This is a genomic window from Nonomuraea jabiensis, assembly GCF_014204795.1.
In the GTDB taxonomy this organism is placed as follows: domain Bacteria; phylum Actinomycetota; class Actinomycetes; order Streptosporangiales; family Streptosporangiaceae; genus Nonomuraea; species Nonomuraea jabiensis.
The window spans coordinates 11,816,556-11,836,521 of the sequence record NZ_JACHMB010000001.1; the positions used below are offsets into that span (position 1 = coordinate 11,816,556).

Consider the following 19,966-nt stretch of genomic DNA (forward strand, 5'->3'; position numbering starts at 1 on the left):
ACGGGCAGGCCGGCCCCTGCCCGTCCAGGGATGGTCAGCGCTTGACGGCGACCACCGAGTACGGCGTGTCGGGGGCCGGGGTCGTCGTGAAGCGGGCGTTGGGCAGGTAGAGGCGCTTGCCGGAGGCGGCGACCGTCGTCGGGACGTCGAAGCGCGGATCGGTCAGCCGTTTCACGACTTTTCCGGATGCGCCGTCGCGCGTCAGGCTGACGACGGCGATCGCGTTCAGGCGGTTCTGCACCGCGTACAGGGTCCGCCCCTCCAGCAGCAGGCCGTCGCCGTTGACGAGCGACTCGCCGCCCAGGTCCACCTCCGTGGTGACGCCGGAGGACGGGTCGACCTCGAACAGCTTGCCGGTGTTCGACTGGACGATCAGCAGCGACTCCCGGTCGGGGCTGGGGGCGATGCCGTTGGCGTTGTTGCCGGTCGTGTACTGGATGGCGCCGGACAGCGGGATCTTGACGGCCTCGCCGGGCAGCGCGCCGCCGCGCCCGAGCTCCAGCTTGTACAGGACGGGGTTGCGGGAGTCGGTGAAGTACGCGGCATGCCCGGTGAGGATGACGTCGTTGACGAACGCGGGGTCGGTGGTCAGCTTGTACGACTTGACGACCTCGCCGGTCCGCAGGTCGATCACGCGGGCGTCGCCGCCGGTGCCTCCGGCCACGAACAGCCGCCCGCGCCCGTCGGTCTTGAGCCCGAGCGAGGGCGTTCCCGGGCCCTTGCTGATGACGGACCCCTCGCCGGTCCGCAGGTCGGCCCGGTAGATGTCGCCGCTCGCCCGGGAGCCGAAGTAGGCGTACGGGCCCGGCCCGGTCGCGATGCCCTCCGGCTGGAACCCGTCCGGCAGCGCGAACGTGTCGGGCTTCCCGGTGGCCTGCGCGGGCACGCCGCTGAGCAGGACCACGACGAGGGTGCTGAGTGCGGTCTTCAGGATCGCGGATCTCATGCGGCCCACGATGCCCGTGCCCGCCGCCCGGGCAAAGCCCTGAGGGCGGCCTTCACAGGGATCTTTCAGCAACCGGGCACGGTTCGGGAAGGCGACCTGCACGCCGTGGGATCGCGCGGTAGGTTGGGACACAAGCGAACAAACGGGGTTTAGACATGTCAAACGGTGCCCGTCATGTTCTGGGAGTGGTCGCGGGGCTGCTCCTCCCTCCGATCATCGCCGCGAGCCTCTGGTACGGCATCGGCGACCACCTGCTCAGGTTCCAGTCGGCGTTCGAGCCGTCCTGGGTCGGCCTGTCCGCGATCGTGGCGTCGGGGATCGCGTTCGCGTTCCTGGCCGGCTCGCGGCTGTCGCCGATCGCCTCGCTGCTGGGCGGCCTGGCGTTCACCGCGCTCGGCGTCCTTCCCATCGTGGAGCTGCGGGGCGTGCGCGTGCTGCCCGATCACTGGCTGCCGAATGTCATGGAGCAGGGGTTCCTGACGGTGGCGGACTCGGGGGTGCTGCTGTTCCTGGGGGTGGCGCTGGTGGTCGTCTCGCTGTTCCCGTCGCGGTGGCGGTCCTCGGGGAAGCAGGCCGTCTATCCGTCCGCGTACGACCCGGCGCCCTCGTACCTGCCGCCGTACAGCGGACCGGAGGACGCCACGCGGCCGATGCATCGGGAATGAGGCAGGCACGGCCTGGCAGAATGCCGCCATGCGCGACTCAAAGATCGTCGACTTCCTGACCGAGCTGGCCGACAGGGTGCCCGCGCCCGGCGGCGGCGCCACGGCCGCCCTGCACGCGGCCCAGGGCGCCGCGCTGCTCGGCATGGTCGCCCGCTACACGACCGGGGAGAAGTACGCCGGCCAGGCCGAGACCGTCGTCGGCGTGATCGGGGAGACCGACACCCTGCGGGTCCGCGCGCTGCGGCTGGCCGAGGCGGACGCGGCGGCGTTCACCGCGGTCACGAACGCGTACCGGCTGCCCAAGGGCGAGGAGCGCAGCGCCGCCATCGCCCGGGCGCTGGCCGGCGCCGCCGAGCCGCCCGCCAGGGTGGTCGAGACCGCCACGCGGGTGATCGAGCTGTGCGAGGTGCTGCTGCCGATCTGCAACCGCAACGTCGTCACCGACGTCGCGGCCGCCGCGGAGGCCGCCCGCGCCGCGCTCACCACCGCCCGGATCAACGTCGAGGTCAACCTGTCGGGCATCAAGGACGAGCGGGTACGCGAGGAGCTGAACGCCCGTGTCCACGGTGTGGACGCGGCCGTGGCCAGGGCAGACTGGGTGACCGCCGAGGTACGCGAGGAGATCAACCCGTGAGAACCCTGACCGGGAAAGAGCTGGCCGCCGCCATCAGGGCCCAGACCGGGGCCGAGGCCGCGGCGGGCCCGCAGCCGCGGCTGGCCGTGGTGGTGGCGACGGACGACGAGGCGAGCCTGTGGTACGTCAGGTCGATCGCCAAGGCGGCGGCCGGCGTGGGCATCGCCTGCGACATCGTCGATCTCGGGCCCGAGGCCGCGCCCGAGCGGATCGGCGAGACGCTGGCCAAGCTCAGCGCCGACGCCAACGTCCACGGCCTCATGCTGCAGACCCCGCTGCCCGCAGGCGCCTCCGCGCAGCGGCTGGCCGCGGCCATCGACCCGCGCAAGGACGTCGACGGCGCCAACCCGCTCTCGCTGGGCCGGCTCGCCGCCGGGCTGCCCGCGTTCCCGCCCGCCACGGCGGCGGCCGTGATGGCGCTGCTCGACCACTACGAGGTGGAGCTGGAGGGGCGGCGGGCGGTGGTCGTCGGGCGTTCGACCGTGGTGGGCAAGCCGCTGGCCCACCTGCTGCTCGACCGGCACGCCACGGTGACCGTCTGCCACTCGCGCACCCGGGACCTGGCCTCCGTCACCTCCGCCGCCGAGGTGCTGGTCGCGGCCGTGGGCCGCGCCGGGCTGATCGGCGCCGGGCACGTGGCGCCCGGCGCGGTGGTGATCGACGTCGGCACCAACCCCACCGACGACGGCGGGCTGGTCGGCGACGTGGACTTTGACGCGGTGTCGCAGGTCGCGGGCGCGCTCACGCCGGTGCCGGGCGGGGTCGGCCCGGTGACGACCGCGCTGCTACTGCGCCACACGGCCAGGGCGGCGAACCTCCCGTGAACGAGCAGATCCTGATCGTCCAGAACAGCAGGAGCGGCGGCCCCAGCCGGGTGGGCGGCTGGCTGGAGAAGGCCGGGCTGAAGCTCGACGTCGTGCTCGCCCACGAGGGAGCCCCGCTGCCCGCGCGCCTCGACCACGCGGCCATGATCATGCTCGGCGGCGGCTACCTGCCCGGCGAGGACGACCGCGCGCCGTGGCTGGCCGGCGCCCGGCGGCTGGCGGGGCAGGCGCTGGAGGAGGGCGTGCCCTTCTTCGGCATCTGCCTGGGCGGGCAGCTGCTCGCGGAGGTCGCGGGCGGCGAGGTGACCGGCGACACCGGTGCGCCGGAGAACGGCAGCCTCCCGCTCACGATCCGTCCCGAGGCCGCGGACGACCCGCTGTTCCACGGGCTGCCGGAGGTGGTGCCCGCTATCGAGCACCACAAGGACGCGATCACCCGGCTGCCGGGCGACGCCGTCTGGCTCGCGGAGACGGGCGCCTGCCCCTACCAGGCGTTCCGGGTGGGCGAGCGGGCCTGGGGCGTGCAGTTCCATCCCGAGGTGCTGCCGGCGCGCATCCGCGAGTGGTCGCCGGACGGGTTCGACCCCGAGGAGGTGTACGCGCGGGCGCTGGCGGACGAGCCGATCTCCACCCCGGTCTGGCACCGGGTCACCACCCGCTTCGCCGCGCTCGCCACCGCGTTCACCACCGGGGCGGGCGGCTCGGTCAGCGCGCGTACGAGTCCCAGCCGAGCTTGACCGCCACCGCCAGCCCGCAGGCGGCGGCCAGGTAGCGCAGGCTGTTGCCCGGCAGCCGGCGCGCGATCCGGGGCCCGATCCACCCCCCGAGCAGAAACCCGGCCGCCAGCGGCGCCGCCGCGGCCCAGTCCACCGGCCCGAACAGCGCGAACCCGAGCGCCGCCACCGCGTTCGCCAGCCCCGACATCACGTTCTTCATGGCGTTCAGCTTGGCGGCCGGGTGGTCGAACATGAGGGCCAGCACGGCGAACACCATCAGCCCTCCGGCCGCGCCGAAGTACCCCGTGTAGATCGTCACGGCGAACAGCGCCACCCGCCCCAGCACGCCGTGCTCGCCGTGCGCCCGCACCGACGGCGGCCTGACCAGCAGCAGCGAGGCCATCGCGATCAGCCAGGGCGCGATCAGCTCGAACGTCCTGGCCGGGGTGACCAGCAGCAGCAGCGCGCCGGTCGCGCCGCCGACCGCGGCCACGGGGCCGAGTCTGAGCACCCGGGCGCCCTCCCCGGCCAGCTCCGGCCGCGATCCGGCGGCGGCGCCGATGCCGGTGAAGACGAGGGCGACGGTGTTGGTGACGTTCGCGGTGAGCGGGGGCAGGCCGAACGCCAGGAGCGCCGGGTAGGAGACGATCGAGGCGAGGCTGACGACCGTGCTCACCACTCCGGCCGCCACCCCGACTCCCAGCAGGCCGAGCGTTTCTCCGACGATCACCCGGTTATGTTAGTTGTTGTCCGTTTTATCCCCTGGAGGCGGGGTCTTCCACGAGTGCTCGGGCGGTGGCCTGCCAGATCGGGGTGGCGGGATTGATGACGTCGAAGTGGTCGCCGGGCATCTCGAGGTAGGTCACCTCGTCGCCGGCCTGCTCGGCCGCGCGTGCGTAGCGGCGGCTGAAGTCGACCAGGTCCAGGTCGTCGGCGGCGCCCTGGACGACGAGCTGGCGTACCCGGAGCGGGAGGCGGAGCAGCGGCGAGGCGTCCGCGTACGGCGGCTCCACCCGGCCTTCGGGCGCGCGCCCGCCGAGGGCGGCGCCGACGGCGCCGGTCCCGACCCACCGGCGGTCGCCTTCCACGAGATCGAGCACTCCAGCGAGCGACACCGCCATCACCACCCGCACCCCACCCCCCGCACCGTCCTCACCCGCCGCCGCTCGGGCGCCGCTGGCCGGGTACGCCCCACCGGCCGCCACTCGGGCACCGCCGGCCGGCCACACCTCACCGGCCGCCGCTTGGGCGCCGCCGGCTGCGGACGCCCCACCGGCCGCCGCTCGGGCACCGCCGGCTGGGAACGCCCCACCGGCCGCCGCGTCCGCGACCGCGCGGAGGGCGAGTTGGGCGCCTGCCGAGTGGCCGACGACGGCCACCCGAGTGAGATCCAGAGCCGCCGTCCCGTCGGCGCCCGGCGAGAGCGCGCCCGGGGGCAGCGCGTCCGGGGGCAGCGCATCCGGGCGCAGCGCATCCGGGGGCAGCGCGTCCGAAGGGAGCGCGTCCGAAGGGAGCGCGTCCGAAGGGAGCGCCGTCGCGAGGGCGGCCAGTCCCGCCGCCACGTCGGCCGTCGTCGCGTCCCAGCCGTGCAGGTCCGGCCGCCGGTACTCGAGGTTCCACACCGCGAGCCCGCGCCCGGCCAGGTCCGCGCAGAGCGGCCCCATGATGTCGGCCGCCCAGATCGACCGCCAGTACCCGCCATGGACCAGCATCACCACGGGCGGCTGCTCGGCGTCCGGAAGGTACAGCTCGCCCCACTGCTCCGGCAGCGGCCCGTACGCGATCCGCCGCGACGGATGCCGTACCCGGTGCACGGCATGGCGGATCCCCCAGCCCAGCCCGCCGATGCCGCGCCCGTGCAGGTGGGCGGCGCCCTTCCCGGCCGTCACCCCGTCGGCGCGCTCGATGTCCACCCAGACCACCGCTCCGAGGTCCCGCCCGATCAGCGAGCGCACCTCGGCCGAGGGCCCCGGCAGCACGACCGCGCAGCCCGCGCCCTCCCGTGCGGACAGCAGCGAGAGGACGTCAGAGGCGTCGCGGGCGTGGACGAGCGTCCCGGAGACCGCTGCAGCGGCGAACTCGCGGGCCGCGATCTCCTCCAGCAACCCCGCGTCGGCCACCAGGCCGGGGCCGACGACCACCAGCACCTCGATCATGAGCCCGACCCTACGCGTAATAGCTTAGGCCGGGTGCAGGTACAGCAGCTTCACCCATGGCCCACCACCACCGCCGAGGCCGAGGCCGTCCAGGACCGGCTCCGCGGACGCGTCGAGCTCACCGGTCCCGTCGACTTCGCCCTGGTCGCGGGCCTGGACGTGCACTATCACGGCGAGGACGCCCTCACGGCCGCCGTGGTCGTCCTCGACGCCGGCACGATGGCGACGGTGGAGGAGGTGACGGTGCGCGGCCGGGTGGCGTTCCCGTACGTGCCGGGGCTGTTCGCCTTCCGGGAGCTGCCCGCCCTGGTGGAGGCGCTCGAACGGCTCACGGTGACGCCCGACCTGCTGGTCTGCGACGGGTACGGGCTGGCGCACCCGCGCGGCTTCGGCCTGGCCTGCCACCTGGGCGTGCTGACCGGCCTGCCCGCGCTCGGCGTGGGCAAGACGCCCTTCGTCGGCACGCACGAGCCGCCGGGGCCGGAGCGGGGCGACTGGGCGCCGATCGTCCACGAGGGCGCCGTCGTCGGCCGCGCGCTGCGCACACAGCGCGAGATCAAGCCGGTGTACGTCTCCCAGGGCCACCGCATCTCCCTGGACACGGTCACCGACCAGGTCCTGCGCCTGGCCCCGCGCTACCGCCTCCCCGACCCGATCCGCCGCGCCGACCACCTGGCCCGCCACCCCGACTGACGCCCGCCCCGACCACCCGGCCAGCCAACCCGGCTGACGCCCGCGCCGACCACCCGGCCAGCCACCCCCACAGACGCCCGCGCCGACCACCCGGCCCGCTACCCCGGCTGATGCCCTCGCCGACCACCAGGGCCGCCACCCCGGCTGACCTCGGCCCTCACTGCGGGCGCCAGGCCCAGACGAGGAGCCAGACGCTGAGCCCGAAGAGGGTCATCCCGAGCGGCACGTGCACCGCCAGCACCCCCGAACCGCCCAGGGCGGACTGGAGGAAGCCGAGCAGCAGCACCGCCAGTCCGACCAGCGCGGGCCAGCCCGGGCCCCGGCCGGGCCGCCACAGCAGGACTGCCGCGACGAGCTGCAGCAGCCCCAGCACGTGCACGGCCAGCGCCCCCATGCCGTGCGAGCCCGCCCCTCCCCCGCTCATCAGCTGCCCGGCCGTCACGGCCTGCGCCAGGACGGACAGCGTGTTGAGGACGACCACGGCCTTGAACGCGGTCACGTACCCGTTCCCCTTGGCGACCTGGGTTACCACTGGATCTCTCCTTCGACCTCGGCTGCGGTCTCCAGGATCGTGGCGGGCCCACCGGCGGGCATCCGCCGCTCGTCGTCATCCCCGATACGCCGCCGGGCGTACGGCTCAGGCGCCCGAATAGGCCACCGGGGGGAGCACGGCCTGGGCGTCGGCACCGCCGAACCAGAGCCCGATCATGAACGCGGCCGTCGCCTCCAGCAGCACAGCCCGGTCGAGCCCGCCGCCGTCCACCGGGGTGCAGCCGAGGTCGGCGACCAGCGTACGCACCGCGGCCAGGGCGGCCGGGTCGTCACCGCACAGCGGCACCGCCAGCGGCCTGCCGTCGAACACCGGCGGCGTCAGCCGCCACACGTCCACGTGGCACAGGTTGAACGCCTTCACCACGTGCCCTCCCGTGAGGTCGCGGATCAGCGGGGCGATGGGGTGGGCGGGGTCGTACGGGCCCTCGGCGTTGGCCACGTCGATGAGCGGCTTGTCGCGCAGCGCCGCGCCGGCGGACTCCAGCACGCCGGTCAGCCCCGCCTGCCTGACGGCCACCATCACAACCTCCCCGAACGCCGCCGCCTCCGCCCAACTCCCGGCCCGCACACCCACCACCTCAGTCCGCGCACCCGCCACCTGACCGTCCGCACCGACCACGCCGACCGGCGCGCCCACCACCTCGGCCGCCGCCGCGCCGGCCGCGACGCCCCGGGCGCCCGCCACCTCCGCCGCCGTGCCCGCCACGCCGGCCCGCGCGTCCGCCACGCCGGCCCGCGCGTCCGCCACGCCGGCCCGCGTGTCCGTCACGCCGGTCTGCGTGCCCGCCGGCTCGGTCCGTGTGCGGGCCGCCTCGGCCGTCATGGCTGCGGCCCGGGTCGCGGTCGCGGCGGCGTCCCTGCCGCTGATCATCACCTCGTGCCCCGCCCTGGCCCACTGCGTGCCCAGGGCGTCCGCCATGCCGCCCGCCCCCAGGATCCCGATACGCATGTTCGTCCTCCGTCGCATGAACTGGTAAGTAGGAAGACTGTAAAAAGCCCGTCACACACCATTTGGTGCCTAACGGAGGCCTCGTTGGGGTTCATCGCCGACTGCCAGGCCCGGCTGGCCTTCGACCTGCTGGCCAACACCTGGAACGCGGTCGTCCTGTGGGCGCTGCGCCACGGCCCGCGGCGGCCGGGGCGGCTGCGCGCGGAGATCGGCGGCATCAGCACCAAGGTCCTCACCGAGACGCTGCGCCGCCTGGAGTTCAACGGCCTGGTCGCGCGCCGCACGTACGCGGAGGCCCCGCCCCGCGTCGAGTACGAGCTGACCGACCTCGGCCGCACGCTCCTCGGCCCGATCGAGGCGTTCGGGGCGTGGGCGCACGACCATGCCGACGAGGTCATGGCCGCGCAGGACCGCTGGGATTCGTGAGAGCATTCTAATATACGGAGCGTTACTGGATCACTACCTAGGGTAGCTAGACGACGGTTGTTCGTTACCGTCTCCCAGGAGGTTCCATGCGTTTCTCCCCCCGCAGGATCGCCGCCGTCGCGGCCGTCGCCGGTGGCCTGGCCCTGCTCTCCGCCCCGGCGTCCTACGCCGTGGTGGATCCCCTCACCCTGGTCCCCTGCCTGGCCGAGGCCGGCGCCGGCGCCACGACACTGATCGACCCGACCGCCCCGGCCGTGCCGGCCGAGGTGCCGGCCGTGAGCTGCTTCCAACCCTGACCGGCTCAGCCTGGGCACGTCCCCGGCCGATCCGGTGATCCGGGCGGGCGGCGCGGCAGAGCCGGCCGCGCCGCCCGCCGCGGTGGCCGATCAGTTCCCCCCACAGCGCAAGCCCAGTCCATCCGATAGCGCAGAGCAGCTAGGAGATCCTTTGAAGGTCCGCGTCCTGACCGCCGTCGCCGCACTCGCGCTGGCGGGCGCCCTACCCTCCATCGCTTTCGACAAGCTCACCACCGACCCGCCCATCGTGCGCGTCGAGACCTGGGTCCAGCACGTCAACGTCTTCACGTCCTAGTGCGGCTCGCGCAGGTGCCCGTGGCCGACACCCCACCGGAGTCCCGGACCATGTCCGGATATGTCGGCTACTTCATGTTCCTCAGCCGGTGGATCCAGGCGCCGCTCTACCTGGGGCTGATCCTCGCCCAGATCGTCTACACGTGGCGGTTCATGCTGGAGCTGCTCCATCTGATCGAGCTCGGGTTCGGCGGCTCGCCACCGGAGACCACCGTCATGCTGATCGTCCTCGGCCTCGTGGACGTGGTCATGGTCTCCAACCTGCTCATCATGGTCATCATCGGCGGCTACGAGACGTTCGTCTCCCGGATTCGCATCGATGGGCACCCCGACCAGCCCCAATGGCTTTCCCACGTCAACGCCAACGTGCTGAAGGTCAAGCTGGCCATGGCGATCATCGGCATCTCGTCCGTCCACCTCCTGCAGATCTTCATCAACGCGTCCAGACCCACCATCACCGACAGGGAGCTGCTGTGGAAAACGCTGATCCACCTGACCTTCGTGGTCTCGGCCCTGGCGCTGGCGCTGATCGACCGCATCATGGCGGGCGCGCGGCGCGAGGCCGAGACGAACGGCGGCGAGCGGCAGTCGACCCGGCAGCAGGAACGGGTCGCCGCCTAGCCCGGAGCGCTCCGATGCGGCGGCCGGCCGTCATCGTGACGATCGCGGTGTTCGCCTGCTCGCTCGCGGGCGCCGCGCACGCCGAGGGCGAGGCCGCCGGGCCGAGCGGTCCACCGCCCCTGATCGGCAACGTGACCGTCTTCAACGACGAGATCATCGAGCCGGTGTCGCTGCCCGTGAGCACCTGCGGGTCGCTGCTCCCGCTGCTCGGCAAGTCGCCCACCACCTGCCAGGGCGCCTCCCGGGTGTCGGACGACGACGCCTGACGCGGTACGTGCCCGCCTGCGGGGGCGGGCGGGCACGTACCGCGGGGCGAGAGCGGGCACGTCGGCCGCAGCGGGCGGGCACGCACCACGGGGCGGGCGGGCACGTCGGCGGGCCGGCAGCGGTCCTCAGCCGTACAGCTCCTCCAGCACCGCGGCCACGCCGTCCTCGTCGTTGGACAGCGTGCGCCGCTCGATCGCCGCCAGCACCAGGTGGTGCGCGTTGGCCATGGCGTATCCGGCGCCCGCGTAGGCGAGCACGGGCAGGTCGTTCGGCATGTCGCCGAAGGCCACCACCTCGCCGGGCGCGATCCCCCGCTCCCGGCACAGCATGTCGAGCGTGCTCGCCTTCGTCACCCCGGGAGCGCTGATCTCCAGGAGCCCGGTCACGCCGGAGTGCGTGACCTCGGCCAGCCCCTCGATCCCCGCCATGACGGCCGCGACCATCTCGTCCGCCGTGCTGGTGTGCGACTGGGCGAGCAGCTTGACGATGGGGTCGTCGCCGTCGAAGACGGAGCTCACCTCGCGGTAGTAGGCCAGGTCCTCCACGATGCGCCTGGTGTAGGCGGCCTCGGCGAGCAGGCCCCGGCCCGTTTCGACGGCCAGGCCGACTCCGGGCAGGGCCGCGGCCAGGGCCTTCGCGACCCTGTCGGCCGCCGTCCGGTCCAGGAGCCGGCTGGTGAGGATCTCGTCGGTGGCCAGGTCGTACACGATCGCGCCGTTGCTGCAGATCGCGACGCCCGTGACGCCCGCCTGATCGGCGATCGCGCGGACGCCGCGCGGCGCCCTGGCCGTGACGAAGACGATCTCGGCTCCGGCCGCGCGGGCGGTCCGAAGGGCCTCGATGGTGCGGGGGGTGATGGCGCGTGAGGAGTTGAGAAGGGTTCCGTCGAGGTCGGTGGCCACGAGGCGGGGGAGGAAGCCGGGGTTCACGGTGCCGATTATGCCGATCTTTCAGCTCCGCATCTCGGGCGGGAGCCGCCCGGCCGCGTTCGACAGCTCCAGGCCGAGGAGTTGCCCGGCGTCGCCGAAATCGAGAACGACATCCGCCACTTCAACCTGACTTACCACCTCTTCTGGCGCTATTTCGTGCTTCATCGCGATATAGGCGATATCTCGGATCTTGTCCACGCTCACGTACACCGTCTGCGGCCGCTGCCCGGACGGCGCCTCCTCCCAGCTCAGCAGCCCCTCCTTGGCCTCGTGCGAGCCCGCCAGCGCGGCCCGGACCATGGCCAGGGCCAGCTCGACCGCCTCCAGCGAGTCGACCCCGGTGACCTTCCGCTCGTGCTCCCACCCGTCGAGCCCGTCGATCCGGTACGGGCACGACCAGTCCCCCGTCGGCTCCTCGTAAGGCACGCCGACCGTCACGGTGACATCACGCGGCGGATCGGTACGCAGCACCAGCACCCGATGGGCGATCTCGTACATGTAGCCTGATCTACCCCATGAAAGACACTTGAAGGCCCGATCCCATACCGTCGCCGAAGTAAGCGTTTCTGGCTACGGCCGCCGCAAGCTAGGCTGCCTACGGTCGTAAGGGGGCCCAAGAGATGAACGAGTCATTCGGGACGCGCCTTCGAGCCAGGCTCGACGAGTGCGGGCCGCTCTGTGTGGGCATCGATCCGAGCCCGGCGCTGCTGCACGCCTGGGGGCTCGACGACTCGCCCGCCGGTCTGGAACGCTTCAGCCGCACGGTCGTCGAGACCGTCGGCGACGTGGCGGCCCTGGTCAAGCCGCAGTCCGCCTTCTACGAGCGCTGGGGCAGCCGCGGCATCGCGGTGCTGGAACGCACCATCGCCGACCTGCGCGAGGCCGGGACGCTGGTGATCCTCGACGTCAAGCGGGGTGACATCGACAGCACGATGGCCGCCTACGCCGAGGCCTACCTCGACCGGGGCAGCCCGCTGGCCGCCGACGCCGTGACGCTGAGCCCGTATCTCGGGTTCGGGTCGCTGGAGGGCGCGATCCAATCGGCCATGGCCAACGACGCCGGCGTCTTCGTGCTGGCCCGCACCTCCAACCCGGAGGCGGCCCCGCTGCAGCGGCTCGTGGCCGACCAGGTGCTCGCCGGGGTCGCCGCGGCGAACGCCGGGCACGAGCCGCTGGGGCCCATCGGGGTCGTGATGGGGGCCACGCTGCCCGAGCTGGAGCACTCGCTGGACGACCTCAACGGCCCCATCCTCGCGCCGGGGCTGGGCGCCCAGGGAGCCTCTCCCGCCGACGTGGCGCGGCTGTTCGCCTCCGTACGGCACGCCGTCGTGCCCTCGGTCTCGCGGGCGGTCCTGGCCGACCCCAAGCGGCTGCGCTCGCATACCCTCTACTTCCGCGACGAGTGCGCGGCCCACCTGGACGCGAAGATCGCCACCCAGGCGTGAGCCGCGCCCGCCGGTGATCAGGCCGGCGCGGCGGCCAGCACCCGGTTGACGGCGGCCAGCACGGCGTGCGCCGAGGCGGTCAGGACCGAGGTGTCCTGGGCCGCCCCCCAGCTGGTGACGCCGCCGACGCGGGCCTCCACGTAGGCGATGGCGCGGCTGCCCCGGCCCGGGTCCAGGGCGTGCTCGGCGAAGTGGAGGATGTCCACGTCGATCCCGTCGTCGCCGAGCGCGGCGGTCAGCGCGGACAGTGGCCCGTTGCCGGTGCCGCGCAGCCGGCGTCCCGACCGCAGCGTGCCCGCGAACTCGTGCACGCCCGGCGCCGTCTCCCTCGTGCTCCACTCGGCCAGCGCGCCGCTCTCCCCCGGCGCCAGGTAGGTGGCGTGGAAGAGCTCCCACAGCTGCTCGGCCGTGATCTCCTCGCCGCTGCCGTCGGTGGCGCGCTGCACGACCGAGGAGAAGTCGATCTGCAGGCGGCGGGGCAGCTCCAGGCCGTAGCGGGTGCGCAGGAGGTAGGCGATGCCGCCCTTGCCCGACTGGCTGTTGACCCGGATGACCGCCTGGTAGCCGCGGCCCACGTCGGCGGGGTCGATGGGCAGGTACGGCACCTCCCACGGCGCCTGCTCCGGCGGCACGCCCAGCTCGGCGGCCCGCTTGGCGTGGTGGGCCAGGCCCTTGCCGATGGCGTCCTGGTGGGTGCCGGAGAAGGCGGTGTAGACCAGGTCGCCCGCGTACGGGTGGCGGTCGGGCACGGGGAGCCGGTTGCAGTGCTCCACGACCCGGCGGATCTCGTCGATGTCGGACAGGTCGAGCATGGGGTCCACACCCTGGGAGTGCAGGTTGAGCGCGAGGGTGACCAGGTCCACGTTGCCGGTCCGCTCGCCGTTGCCGAACAGGCAGCCCTCCACCCGCTGGGCGCCGGCCAGCACGGCCAGCTCGGCGCAGGCCACGCCGGTGCCGCGGTCGTTGTGCGGGTGCACCGAGAGGATCACCGCGTCCCTGCGGTCGAGGTGGCGGTGCATGTACTCGATCTGGTCGGCGTACACGTTGGGGGTGGCCACCTCGACCGTCGCGGGCAGGTTGTGGATCACCGGGCGGTCCGGCGCGGCGTCCCACAGGGCCGTCAGGTCGTTGCAGACCTCCAGCACGTAGTCGGGCTCGGTGAGGTTGAACACCTCCGGCGAGAACTGGAAGCGCACGTCGAGGCCGTCCGCGAGCCGGGCGATGTGCCCGGCGGCGTCCATGATCAGGGCGCGCAGCTCGCGCCTGTCGTGGCCGAGCACCACGTCCCGCCAGGTGGGGGCGGTGGCGGTGTAGAGGTGCACGACCGCGCGGGGCAGCCCCTCGATGGCGGCGAACGTGCGCTCGATCAGGTCCCGCCTGGCGGCCGTGAACACGACCACGGTCACGTCCTCCGGCACGACGCCGGGCTCGGCCAGGTGACGGACGAAGTCGAAGTCGAGCCGGCTGGAGGAGGGGTAACCGACCTCGATCTCCTTGAACCCCATGCCCGCCAGCAGGTCGAACATCCGGCGCTTGCGTGCCGGGTCCATCGGCTCGGCCAGCGCCTGGTTGCCGTCGCGCAGGTCCACGGGCACCCAGAGCGGGGCCCGCGTGATGCGCGCGGACGGCCAGTCGCGCTCGGCGAGCGGCACCTCGACGCGCTCGTGGGCGGGCTTGTAGCGGTGGTAGGGCATGGTGCTGGGACGTTGACGGTTCCAGGCGTACACGGAGGGCGTCATGACGGCTACACTAAACACAACACAGGTCCTCAGACAACCTGAGAGGTGCGTTCGATGCCGCTCGGCTCCCTCCGCCCCAGCCCGCTCGTCGAGCAGGCCACCCAGCACCTGCGCGAGCAGATCACGCAGGGCGAGTGGCCCGTGGGCACCCGCCTGCCCGGCGAGAACGCCCTGGCCAAGACGCTGGGAGTGGGGCGTTCGACGGTCCGGGAGGCGCTGCGCGCGCTGGCGGGGGCGGGGCTGGTGCAGGCCCGGCAGGGCTCGGGCGTGTTCGTGATCGCCACGGAGATCGCCACTGTGATTTCCGAGGACTGGCCCGCCCGGCTGCGCCGGGCCGCCATCACCGACGTCTACGAGGTGCGCATGATGGTCGAGACGCAGGCCGCCCGGATGGCCGCGCAGCGGCGCACCGAGGAGGACGTCGCGGCGCTGGAGGAGGCGCTGGCGGCGCGGGAGCGGGCGGCGGCGCAGGACGACGCCGCGTTCGTGGACGCCGACATCGCCCTGCACGCGGCGGTCGTCGCGGCGGCCGGCAACCCGGTGCTGACCGACCTGTTCGCCGAGTTCGCGCCGGCATTGCGCGAAGGGCTGATCGGCCTGGTGGAGGTGCTCGGGCTGCGCTCGCACGACCGCAACCCCGGGCACGACACGCACGCGGACCTGGTGGCCGCCGTCCGGGACGGCGACGGGGACGCGGCGGCCGCGATCCTGCAGGCGGAGCTGGAGCGGACGCTCGCCCACCTGCACGGCGCATAGCCCCGCGCTGCTGCCGGGCCTCCTGGCCGGAGTACGGCCCGAGGCACCCGTCAGGCTGTTCTGGACACCGGAGAAAAAATCTTCGGAAGGGATGTGAAGAACGCGCGAACGGCTCCGACCCAGTCATGAGCACAACGCGAAGGAGCACGCCATGAGCAAGCTCATCTACTGGGTCCACACCTCCGTCGACGGCCACATCGAGGGCCCGAACGGGGAGTTCGACTGGCCGGCGATGGGGCCGGAGCTGTCGGCGTACGGGGACGAGGTCCACGCCCGCGTCGGCACCTTCCTGTACGGGCGCGTCGTCTGGGAGATGATGTCCAGCTACTGGCCCCACGCGGAGTCGATCTCGGACGACCCGCACGACCTCAAGTTCGCCCCCGTCTGGCGCAGCACCCCGAAGGTCGTCTTCTCCACCACGCTGAAGGAGGCGGGCTGGGACGCCCGGATCGTCTCCGGCGACCTCGCCAAGGAGGTCGCCGAGCTGAAGAGCCAGCCCGGCGAGGACCTCCTGCTGAACGGTGGCTCACGGCTGGCCGGGGCGCTCACCGAGCTGGGGCTGATCGACGAGTACCACATCATCGTGCACCCGGTCGTCCTCGGCGGCGGCCTGCCGCTGTTCCCGCCGCTGGCACAGCGGACCGGCCTGCGCCTGGTGGAGACGCGGACGTTCGACGCCGGGGTGGCGCTGCTGCGCTACGAGCGGGCCGATAGCTAAGGCAGGGCGGCCTCGATCTCGTGGCGGGTCGGCATGGACGTGCTGGCCCCCTCCCGCTGCACCGACAGCGCCGCCGCCGTGGACGCGAAGCCCAGCGCGTCGGCCACGCTCATCCCCTCCGATCTGGCCACGGCGAACGCGCCCACGAAGGTGTCGCCGGCCGCGGTCGTGTCCACGGCCTCCACCTTCACCGCGGGCACCCGCAGCCGCTCCCCCGAGCGCGACCCGTACAGCGCGCCCTCGGAGCCCAGCGTGATCAGCGCCTCCTCGACCCGCTCCAGCAGCGCGTCGAGCGCGGCCTCCGCGCCGGCGGCGCCGGTGATGGCGGCGGCCTCGTGCTCGTTCGGGACGATCGTGGTGACCGCGTCGAGGAGCTCGTCGGGCAGCGGCCGGGCGGGGGCCGGGGTGAGGTAGACGGGCACGCCGGAGACCTGGGCGGCCTGGGCGGCGGCCACGACGGCCTCCATGGGCAGTTCGAGCTGGAGCAGCAGCGCGTCCGAGCGGGCGATGGCGGCCAGGTCCTCGCCCGAGGGGCCGGCGATGGTGCCGTTCGCGCCGGGGACGACGATGATCGAGTTGCCGCCCTCGTCGTCCACCACGATGTGCGCGATGCCGCTGGGCCCGGGCACCTCGCGCAGGCCGCGTACGTCGATCCCGGCCTGCGCCAGCGTGGCGCGCATCTCCGCGCCGAACCCGTCGTCGCCCACCGCCCCGAGGAAGGCCACGTGCGCGCCCGCGCGGGCGGCGGCGATGGCCTGGTTGGCCCCCTTGCCGCCGGGCACGGTGCGGAACCGGTGCCCGGTGACCGTCTCGCCGCGCTTGGGGGCTTCGGCGACGTAGGCGACGAGGTCCATGTTGGCGCTGCCGAAAACCGAGATCATGGCTTCATCATCTCCTGTGTGCGGGCGGCCAGCGCGGCCAGCCCCACCCCGTCGTACCCGGTCAGGCTGCTGGCCAGGCTGTCACGCATCCGCCAGCGGTCCGGCACGCCGCCGTTCAGCGCGCCCGCGACGGACCCGGCCGTGGCCCCGGCGGAGTCGGTGTCCCAGCCGCCGGCCACCGCTCCGGCGATCGTGGCGGTGAAGTCGCCCCGGCCGTGGATCAGCGTGGCCGCGACGAGGGCGGCGTTGTTGGTGGTGTGCACCCAGTGCAGGTCGTCGTGGCGTTCGTGCAGGAGGTCGACGACCCGCTCGAAGTCGTCCTCGCGGGCGGCGTCCGCGGCGGCCAGGCGTACCGCCTCGTGCAGGCGCGAGCGCTCCGGCACCACCGACAGGCCCGCCCGTACGACCTCCTCGGGCGAGGTGGCGACCAGGGCGGCCGCGCACATGGCGGCCACGAACATCGCCCCGTAGATCCCGTTCGCGGTGTGGGTCAGGCGGGCGTCGCGCCAGGCGTGCTCCGCCGCCGTGGCGGGGTCGCCCGGGTTGCTCCAGCCGTACACGTCGGCCCTGATCAGGGCGCCGATCCACTCCCTGAACGGGTTGCGGCGGGTGGCCGTGGCGGGCGGCTCGACGCCGTCCAGGAGGTTGCGGTACGCGACCCGTTCGGCGGTGAACGTGCGGCCGGCGGGGAGCTCGTCCAGCCACAGCTTGGCCACGTCGTCGGTGGTGAAGCCGCGCCCGTGGCGCTCCAGGACGGACAGGGCCAGCAGCGGGTAGTTGAGGTCGTCGTCCTCGGGGATGCCGTCGATGTTCTCGGCCAGGGAGTTGACGGCGCTGCGCCGGTTCCACGGCCAGCGGCGGGCGACGTCGTCCGGGAGTCCCTCGGCGGTGAACCAGCCGCGGATGGGCCAGTTGCCGGTGGCCTCGGCGATCTGCCTGATGCCTTCGCGCGGGATCTTCTCCACGGGCTTGCCGAGCACGCACCCGGCCGCCCGCCCCTGCCACGCGCCCAGCACCCGCGCCGGATCCACGGCCGCTCTCTCTGCCGATCTCGCGGCTGGGCCCGGCCAGGACGGGCAGGCGGCGATGATGCCGTCCAGGTCCGAGGGCTCCGGCAGCGGGGAGGGGACGGCGGCCAGCTCGTCCAGCAGTTCCCCGGCCAGGTCCCGCAGCCGGGCCGCGCCCGGCTCGGAGGCCCCGGCGCGCGGGGGCGCGTCGTGGCCGCCCGCCCCGTGCCAGCGGGCCGCGATCTTCCGCACGCGCTCCGCGTCGGGGCCGGAGGCCCGGCCGTCCTCGGCGGCCTGGCGGAGTTCGTGCCCGATCAGGTCCTCCGGCTGGACCCAGGTGAGGCGGATCACCGGCGGTCGAGGTCGGCGAAGGCGGCCTCGTGGGCGCGGCGCCGTACCAGGTCGTCGGCGTGTACCCGGCGCGCGACCTCCGCGATGGCGAGCCCGGGGGCCACCAGGTCCGTGCGGCTGGCCGCCCCCACCTGCGAGACCCACTCCGGCGGCACCGCGGACAGCCCCCCGAGGGCGCCCGCGATGGCCCCGCCCATGGACGCGATCGAGTCGGCGTCGCGCCCGTAGTTGACGCCGCCCAGCACGGTCTCGCGGTAGTCGCCCTTGGCGATCACCAGGAACCCGAGCGCCAGCGGCAGCTCCTCGATGCTGTGCACCCGGCTCGGCCGCCGGGCTCCCAGCCCCTGGTCGCGGTAGGTGTCGGCGACCGTGTCGTAGGGCCGCATGGCGGCGCGCAGCGTCTCGAACGACCCGTCCCAGTGCCCCAGCCCGGCGGCGGCCTCGCAGACGGACTCGATGGCGGCCCTCGTGCCGTCCTTGGCCAGGCGCAGGCAGGCCGCGATCACGGAGTCCGCGGTGGCGCCCGGTCGCATGGCCTCGGCCACGGCGGCGGCCATCACCCCGGCGGCCTCCCGGCCGTAGCTGGACTGGTGGGCGCCGGCCAGGTCGACGGCCTCGGCGTAGGCGGCGTCGGGGTCGGCGGCGTTCACGATGCCGACGGGGGCGACGTACATGGCGGCGCCGCAGTTGACGATGTTGCCGACGCCGGCCTCGCGCGGGTCCACGTGCCCGTAGTGGAGCCTGGCCACGATCCACTTCTCGGCCAGGAAGATCCGCTGCAGCGGCAGCGCCTCGGCCTCCAGCTCGGGGATCCAGCGCCGCTCGCCCATCAGCTCGGGCACCAGGTGCTCGGCCATCGAGTACGCGGTCAGGTGCCCGCCGGCCTTCTCGTACACGCGGATCAGGGCGTGCGTCATCAACGTGTCGTCGGTGATGTGGCCGTCGCCCTTGTGGTACGGGGCGATGGGGCGGGCGTTGCGCCAGTCGTCGTTGAACGGCGGCACGATGCCCTCGACGCGGCCCCCGTACCTCTCGACGATCTGCTCGGGGGTCCAGCCCTCGGTCGCGCCGCCCAGCGCGTCACCGACCGCCGCCCCCGCCACGCAGCCAGTGGCCCTGTCCTCAAGCGGCGTCATGCGATTCCCTCCGATAGTTCGATCAAATCCCTGCCCGCCATATCGGGCAGGCAACAACCGGCCAGCGTGCGGGCCGAGGCGATCCACCCCTCCGGGATCGCCTCCAGCCCGCGGCACGCTCCCGCGAGCGCGCCGGTCAGCGCGGGCGCCGAGTCGGCCAGCGCGGCCAGGCAGGCGGCCGCGGGCACCGCCCGTACGAGGTCGCCGGCCGCCGCCTCGGCCAGCGCCAGCGCCACTGGCACGGTCTGCGCGGCGCCGACGCCGTAGCTGTAGACGTGGTCGAGCAGCGCGGCGTCCAGGGCGGGCACGGCCGCGAACGGGTCGCCCGCCTTGCGCGTGACGGCCAGTGCCGCGCGGGCGTTGTGGCCGATGGCGGTGTCCTCGGGCAGGACGGCCAGCGCCGCCTCCACCGCCCCGGCCACCGAGCCCGACCGCACGGCCTCGGCCACGGCGGCGGCCATGGCCAGGGCGCCCAGGACGCCGTCATAGGCGTTCGTCACCTGGGCGTCCTGCGTGGGGTCCCGCCCCAGCACGCCGAACGCCACGGCCCTGACGGCGGCGGCGTCGTCGAAGTGGTGCGGGTTGTCGTGCCCGGACGCGGGCGGCTCGACGCCCTTGGCGAGGTTGTCGAGCGCGGTGGCCACCGAGATCCGTGCCCTGACGCCCTCCCGGGGCAGCTCCCTGAACGCCTCGGCTCTCGGCCGGTCGATGGTGAGCACCGTCCAGGCCAGCCATTCGGCGTCGTCGGACGGGCCTACGGCCAGCGGGGCCGTGGGCTGGTTGAGCGCGAACGGGACCGGCAGCGTGGTGACCTCGTGCTCCTCCGCGAAGGTGTCCAGCTCTCTGTGCAGGCGTCTGCTCCAGGGGGCGTGCAGGGCCGCCCGGTGCCTGGCCGCCGGCCATCCGGCGGCGTCACCGACGGCGAGCCCGGCGAAGGCCCCCCTGATTCTGTCCCCCGACATCGT

General features: G+C 73.7%; 25 protein-coding genes. 13 read left to right on the forward strand and 12 right to left on the reverse strand.

Going from position 1 to position 19,966, the window contains the following annotated elements; all coding sequences use genetic code 11:
• Positions 1 to 34: 34 nt before the first annotated feature.
• The gene (locus HD596_RS53995; protein WP_185077184.1) at positions 35 to 946 is read right to left on the reverse strand and encodes an NHL repeat-containing protein; all 912 of its coding nucleotides are present in this window, start codon (positions 944 to 946) and stop codon (positions 35 to 37) included.
• Between the two features lie 155 nt (positions 947 to 1,101).
• Here HD596_RS53995 and HD596_RS54000 point away from each other — a divergent pair, with 155 nt between their 5' ends.
• Genes HD596_RS54000 through HD596_RS54015 form a run of 4 tightly spaced genes read left to right on the forward strand, consistent with a single transcriptional unit; the run spans position 1,102 to position 3,806 of the window.
• A complete protein-coding gene (locus HD596_RS54000; RefSeq protein WP_185077185.1) occupies positions 1,102 to 1,611 on the forward strand; it encodes a hypothetical protein in 510 nt (169 codons plus the stop codon).
• A 28-nt stretch (positions 1,612 to 1,639) separates the two neighbouring features.
• A complete protein-coding gene (locus tag HD596_RS54005; protein WP_185077186.1) occupies positions 1,640 to 2,245 on the forward strand; it encodes a cyclodeaminase/cyclohydrolase family protein in 606 nt (201 codons plus the stop codon).
• A complete protein-coding gene (locus HD596_RS54010) occupies positions 2,242 to 3,069 on the forward strand; it encodes a bifunctional 5,10-methylenetetrahydrofolate dehydrogenase/5,10-methenyltetrahydrofolate cyclohydrolase (RefSeq protein ID WP_185077187.1) in 828 nt (275 codons plus the stop codon). Before HD596_RS54005 ends, HD596_RS54010 begins: the two co-directional genes overlap by 4 nt.
• A complete protein-coding gene (locus tag HD596_RS54015) occupies positions 3,066 to 3,806 on the forward strand; it encodes a type 1 glutamine amidotransferase (protein WP_313047039.1) in 741 nt (246 codons plus the stop codon). Before HD596_RS54010 ends, HD596_RS54015 begins: the two co-directional genes overlap by 4 nt.
• Here HD596_RS54015 and HD596_RS54020 read toward each other — a convergent pair.
• Positions 3,775 to 4,515, reverse strand: coding sequence for a sulfite exporter TauE/SafE family protein (locus tag HD596_RS54020; RefSeq protein ID WP_313047041.1), 741 nt, complete (start codon positions 4,513 to 4,515; stop codon positions 3,775 to 3,777). The two genes, HD596_RS54015 and HD596_RS54020, sit on opposite strands and share 32 nt — an antisense overlap.
• 25 nt (positions 4,516 to 4,540) lie before the next feature.
• Positions 4,541 to 5,941, reverse strand: a complete 1,401-nt coding sequence (locus tag HD596_RS54025; protein ID WP_185077188.1) for an alpha/beta hydrolase family protein — start codon at positions 5,939 to 5,941, stop codon at positions 4,541 to 4,543.
• A 33-nt stretch (positions 5,942 to 5,974) separates the two neighbouring features.
• Here HD596_RS54025 and HD596_RS54030 point away from each other — a divergent pair, with 33 nt between their 5' ends.
• Positions 5,975 to 6,634 (forward strand): endonuclease V, encoded by a 660-nt coding sequence (locus HD596_RS54030; RefSeq protein ID WP_185077189.1) that lies wholly within the window; start codon positions 5,975 to 5,977, stop codon positions 6,632 to 6,634.
• A 157-nt stretch (positions 6,635 to 6,791) separates the two neighbouring features.
• Here HD596_RS54030 and HD596_RS54035 read toward each other — a convergent pair whose 3' ends face one another.
• Positions 6,792 to 7,166, reverse strand: a complete 375-nt coding sequence (locus HD596_RS54035; protein ID WP_185077190.1) for a hypothetical protein — start codon at positions 7,164 to 7,166, stop codon at positions 6,792 to 6,794.
• Positions 7,167 to 7,271: 105 nt separating this feature from the next.
• Complete coding sequence (locus tag HD596_RS63220) at positions 7,272 to 8,135, reverse strand: NADPH-dependent F420 reductase (RefSeq protein ID WP_246555472.1); 864 nt, start codon at positions 8,133 to 8,135, stop codon at positions 7,272 to 7,274.
• An 84-nt stretch (positions 8,136 to 8,219) separates the two neighbouring features.
• Here HD596_RS63220 and HD596_RS54050 point away from each other — a divergent pair, with 84 nt between their 5' ends.
• From HD596_RS54050 to HD596_RS54070, 5 genes are all read left to right on the forward strand, one after another.
• Positions 8,220 to 8,561, forward strand: coding sequence for a winged helix-turn-helix transcriptional regulator (locus HD596_RS54050; RefSeq protein ID WP_221520035.1), 342 nt, complete (start codon positions 8,220 to 8,222; stop codon positions 8,559 to 8,561).
• An 86-nt stretch (positions 8,562 to 8,647) separates the two neighbouring features.
• Entirely contained in the window at positions 8,648 to 8,857 is a 210-nt protein-coding gene (locus HD596_RS54055) for a hypothetical protein (protein ID WP_185077191.1), read from the forward strand.
• 151 nt (positions 8,858 to 9,008) lie between these two features.
• A complete protein-coding gene (locus HD596_RS54060) occupies positions 9,009 to 9,152 on the forward strand; it encodes a hypothetical protein (RefSeq protein ID WP_185077192.1) in 144 nt (47 codons plus the stop codon).
• A gap of 20 nt (positions 9,153 to 9,172) precedes the next feature.
• On the forward strand, positions 9,173 to 9,772 hold the full coding sequence (locus tag HD596_RS54065; protein WP_313047047.1) for a TIGR00645 family protein: 600 nt from the start codon (positions 9,173 to 9,175) through the stop codon (positions 9,770 to 9,772).
• A 14-nt stretch (positions 9,773 to 9,786) separates the two neighbouring features.
• Positions 9,787 to 10,038: a hypothetical protein gene (locus tag HD596_RS54070; protein WP_185077193.1), complete on the forward strand. Its 252-nt coding sequence runs from the start codon at positions 9,787 to 9,789 to the stop codon at positions 10,036 to 10,038.
• A gap of 126 nt (positions 10,039 to 10,164) precedes the next feature.
• Here the strand turns inward: HD596_RS54070 and HD596_RS54075 are convergent, their stop codons facing one another.
• Both HD596_RS54075 and HD596_RS54080 read right to left on the reverse strand, forming a co-directional pair.
• The gene (locus tag HD596_RS54075) at positions 10,165 to 10,968 is read right to left on the reverse strand and encodes a Cof-type HAD-IIB family hydrolase (RefSeq protein WP_185077194.1); all 804 of its coding nucleotides are present in this window, start codon (positions 10,966 to 10,968) and stop codon (positions 10,165 to 10,167) included.
• A gap of 21 nt (positions 10,969 to 10,989) precedes the next feature.
• Entirely contained in the window at positions 10,990 to 11,466 is a 477-nt protein-coding gene (locus HD596_RS54080; RefSeq protein ID WP_185077195.1) for a DUF2283 domain-containing protein, read from the reverse strand.
• Positions 11,467 to 11,588: 122 nt separating this feature from the next.
• On the opposite strand from HD596_RS54080, the gene pyrF reads away from it, so the two are divergent.
• On the forward strand, positions 11,589 to 12,413 hold the full coding sequence (gene pyrF / locus HD596_RS54085; RefSeq protein ID WP_185077196.1) for an orotidine-5'-phosphate decarboxylase: 825 nt from the start codon (positions 11,589 to 11,591) through the stop codon (positions 12,411 to 12,413).
• A gap of 17 nt (positions 12,414 to 12,430) precedes the next feature.
• On the opposite strand, the gene HD596_RS54090 is transcribed toward pyrF, so the two are convergent.
• Entirely contained in the window at positions 12,431 to 14,152 is a 1,722-nt protein-coding gene (locus HD596_RS54090) for a 2-isopropylmalate synthase (protein ID WP_246555473.1), read from the reverse strand.
• Positions 14,153 to 14,206: 54 nt separating this feature from the next.
• Here HD596_RS54090 and HD596_RS54095 point away from each other — a divergent pair, with 54 nt between their 5' ends.
• Together HD596_RS54095 and HD596_RS54100 are read left to right on the forward strand one after the other, a co-directional pair.
• Complete coding sequence (locus HD596_RS54095; protein ID WP_185077197.1) at positions 14,207 to 14,908, forward strand: FadR/GntR family transcriptional regulator; 702 nt, start codon at positions 14,207 to 14,209, stop codon at positions 14,906 to 14,908.
• Positions 14,909 to 15,059: 151 nt separating this feature from the next.
• Positions 15,060 to 15,626 carry a dihydrofolate reductase family protein gene (locus tag HD596_RS54100; RefSeq protein ID WP_185077198.1) on the forward strand — a complete coding sequence of 189 codons (567 nt, stop codon included), beginning with the start codon at positions 15,060 to 15,062 and terminating at the stop codon, positions 15,624 to 15,626.
• On the opposite strand, the gene rbsK is transcribed toward HD596_RS54100, so the two are convergent.
• The 4 genes from rbsK to HD596_RS54120 are packed head-to-tail and all read right to left on the reverse strand — an operon-like array spanning position 15,623 to position 19,963.
• The gene (rbsK, locus tag HD596_RS54105) at positions 15,623 to 16,507 is read right to left on the reverse strand and encodes a ribokinase (RefSeq protein WP_185077199.1); all 885 of its coding nucleotides are present in this window, start codon (positions 16,505 to 16,507) and stop codon (positions 15,623 to 15,625) included. The two genes, HD596_RS54100 and rbsK, sit on opposite strands and share 4 nt — an antisense overlap.
• Positions 16,504 to 17,865 (reverse strand): ADP-ribosylglycohydrolase family protein, encoded by a 1,362-nt coding sequence (locus HD596_RS54110; RefSeq protein ID WP_185077200.1) that lies wholly within the window; start codon positions 17,863 to 17,865, stop codon positions 16,504 to 16,506. Before HD596_RS54110 ends, rbsK begins: the two co-directional genes overlap by 4 nt.
• A complete protein-coding gene (locus HD596_RS54115; RefSeq protein ID WP_185077201.1) occupies positions 17,862 to 19,001 on the reverse strand; it encodes an ADP-ribosylglycohydrolase family protein in 1,140 nt (379 codons plus the stop codon). Before HD596_RS54115 ends, HD596_RS54110 begins: the two co-directional genes overlap by 4 nt.
• Complete coding sequence (locus HD596_RS54120; protein ID WP_221520036.1) at positions 18,998 to 19,963, reverse strand: ADP-ribosylglycohydrolase family protein; 966 nt, start codon at positions 19,961 to 19,963, stop codon at positions 18,998 to 19,000. Before HD596_RS54120 ends, HD596_RS54115 begins: the two co-directional genes overlap by 4 nt.
• Between the last annotated feature and the right edge of the window lie 3 nt (positions 19,964 to 19,966).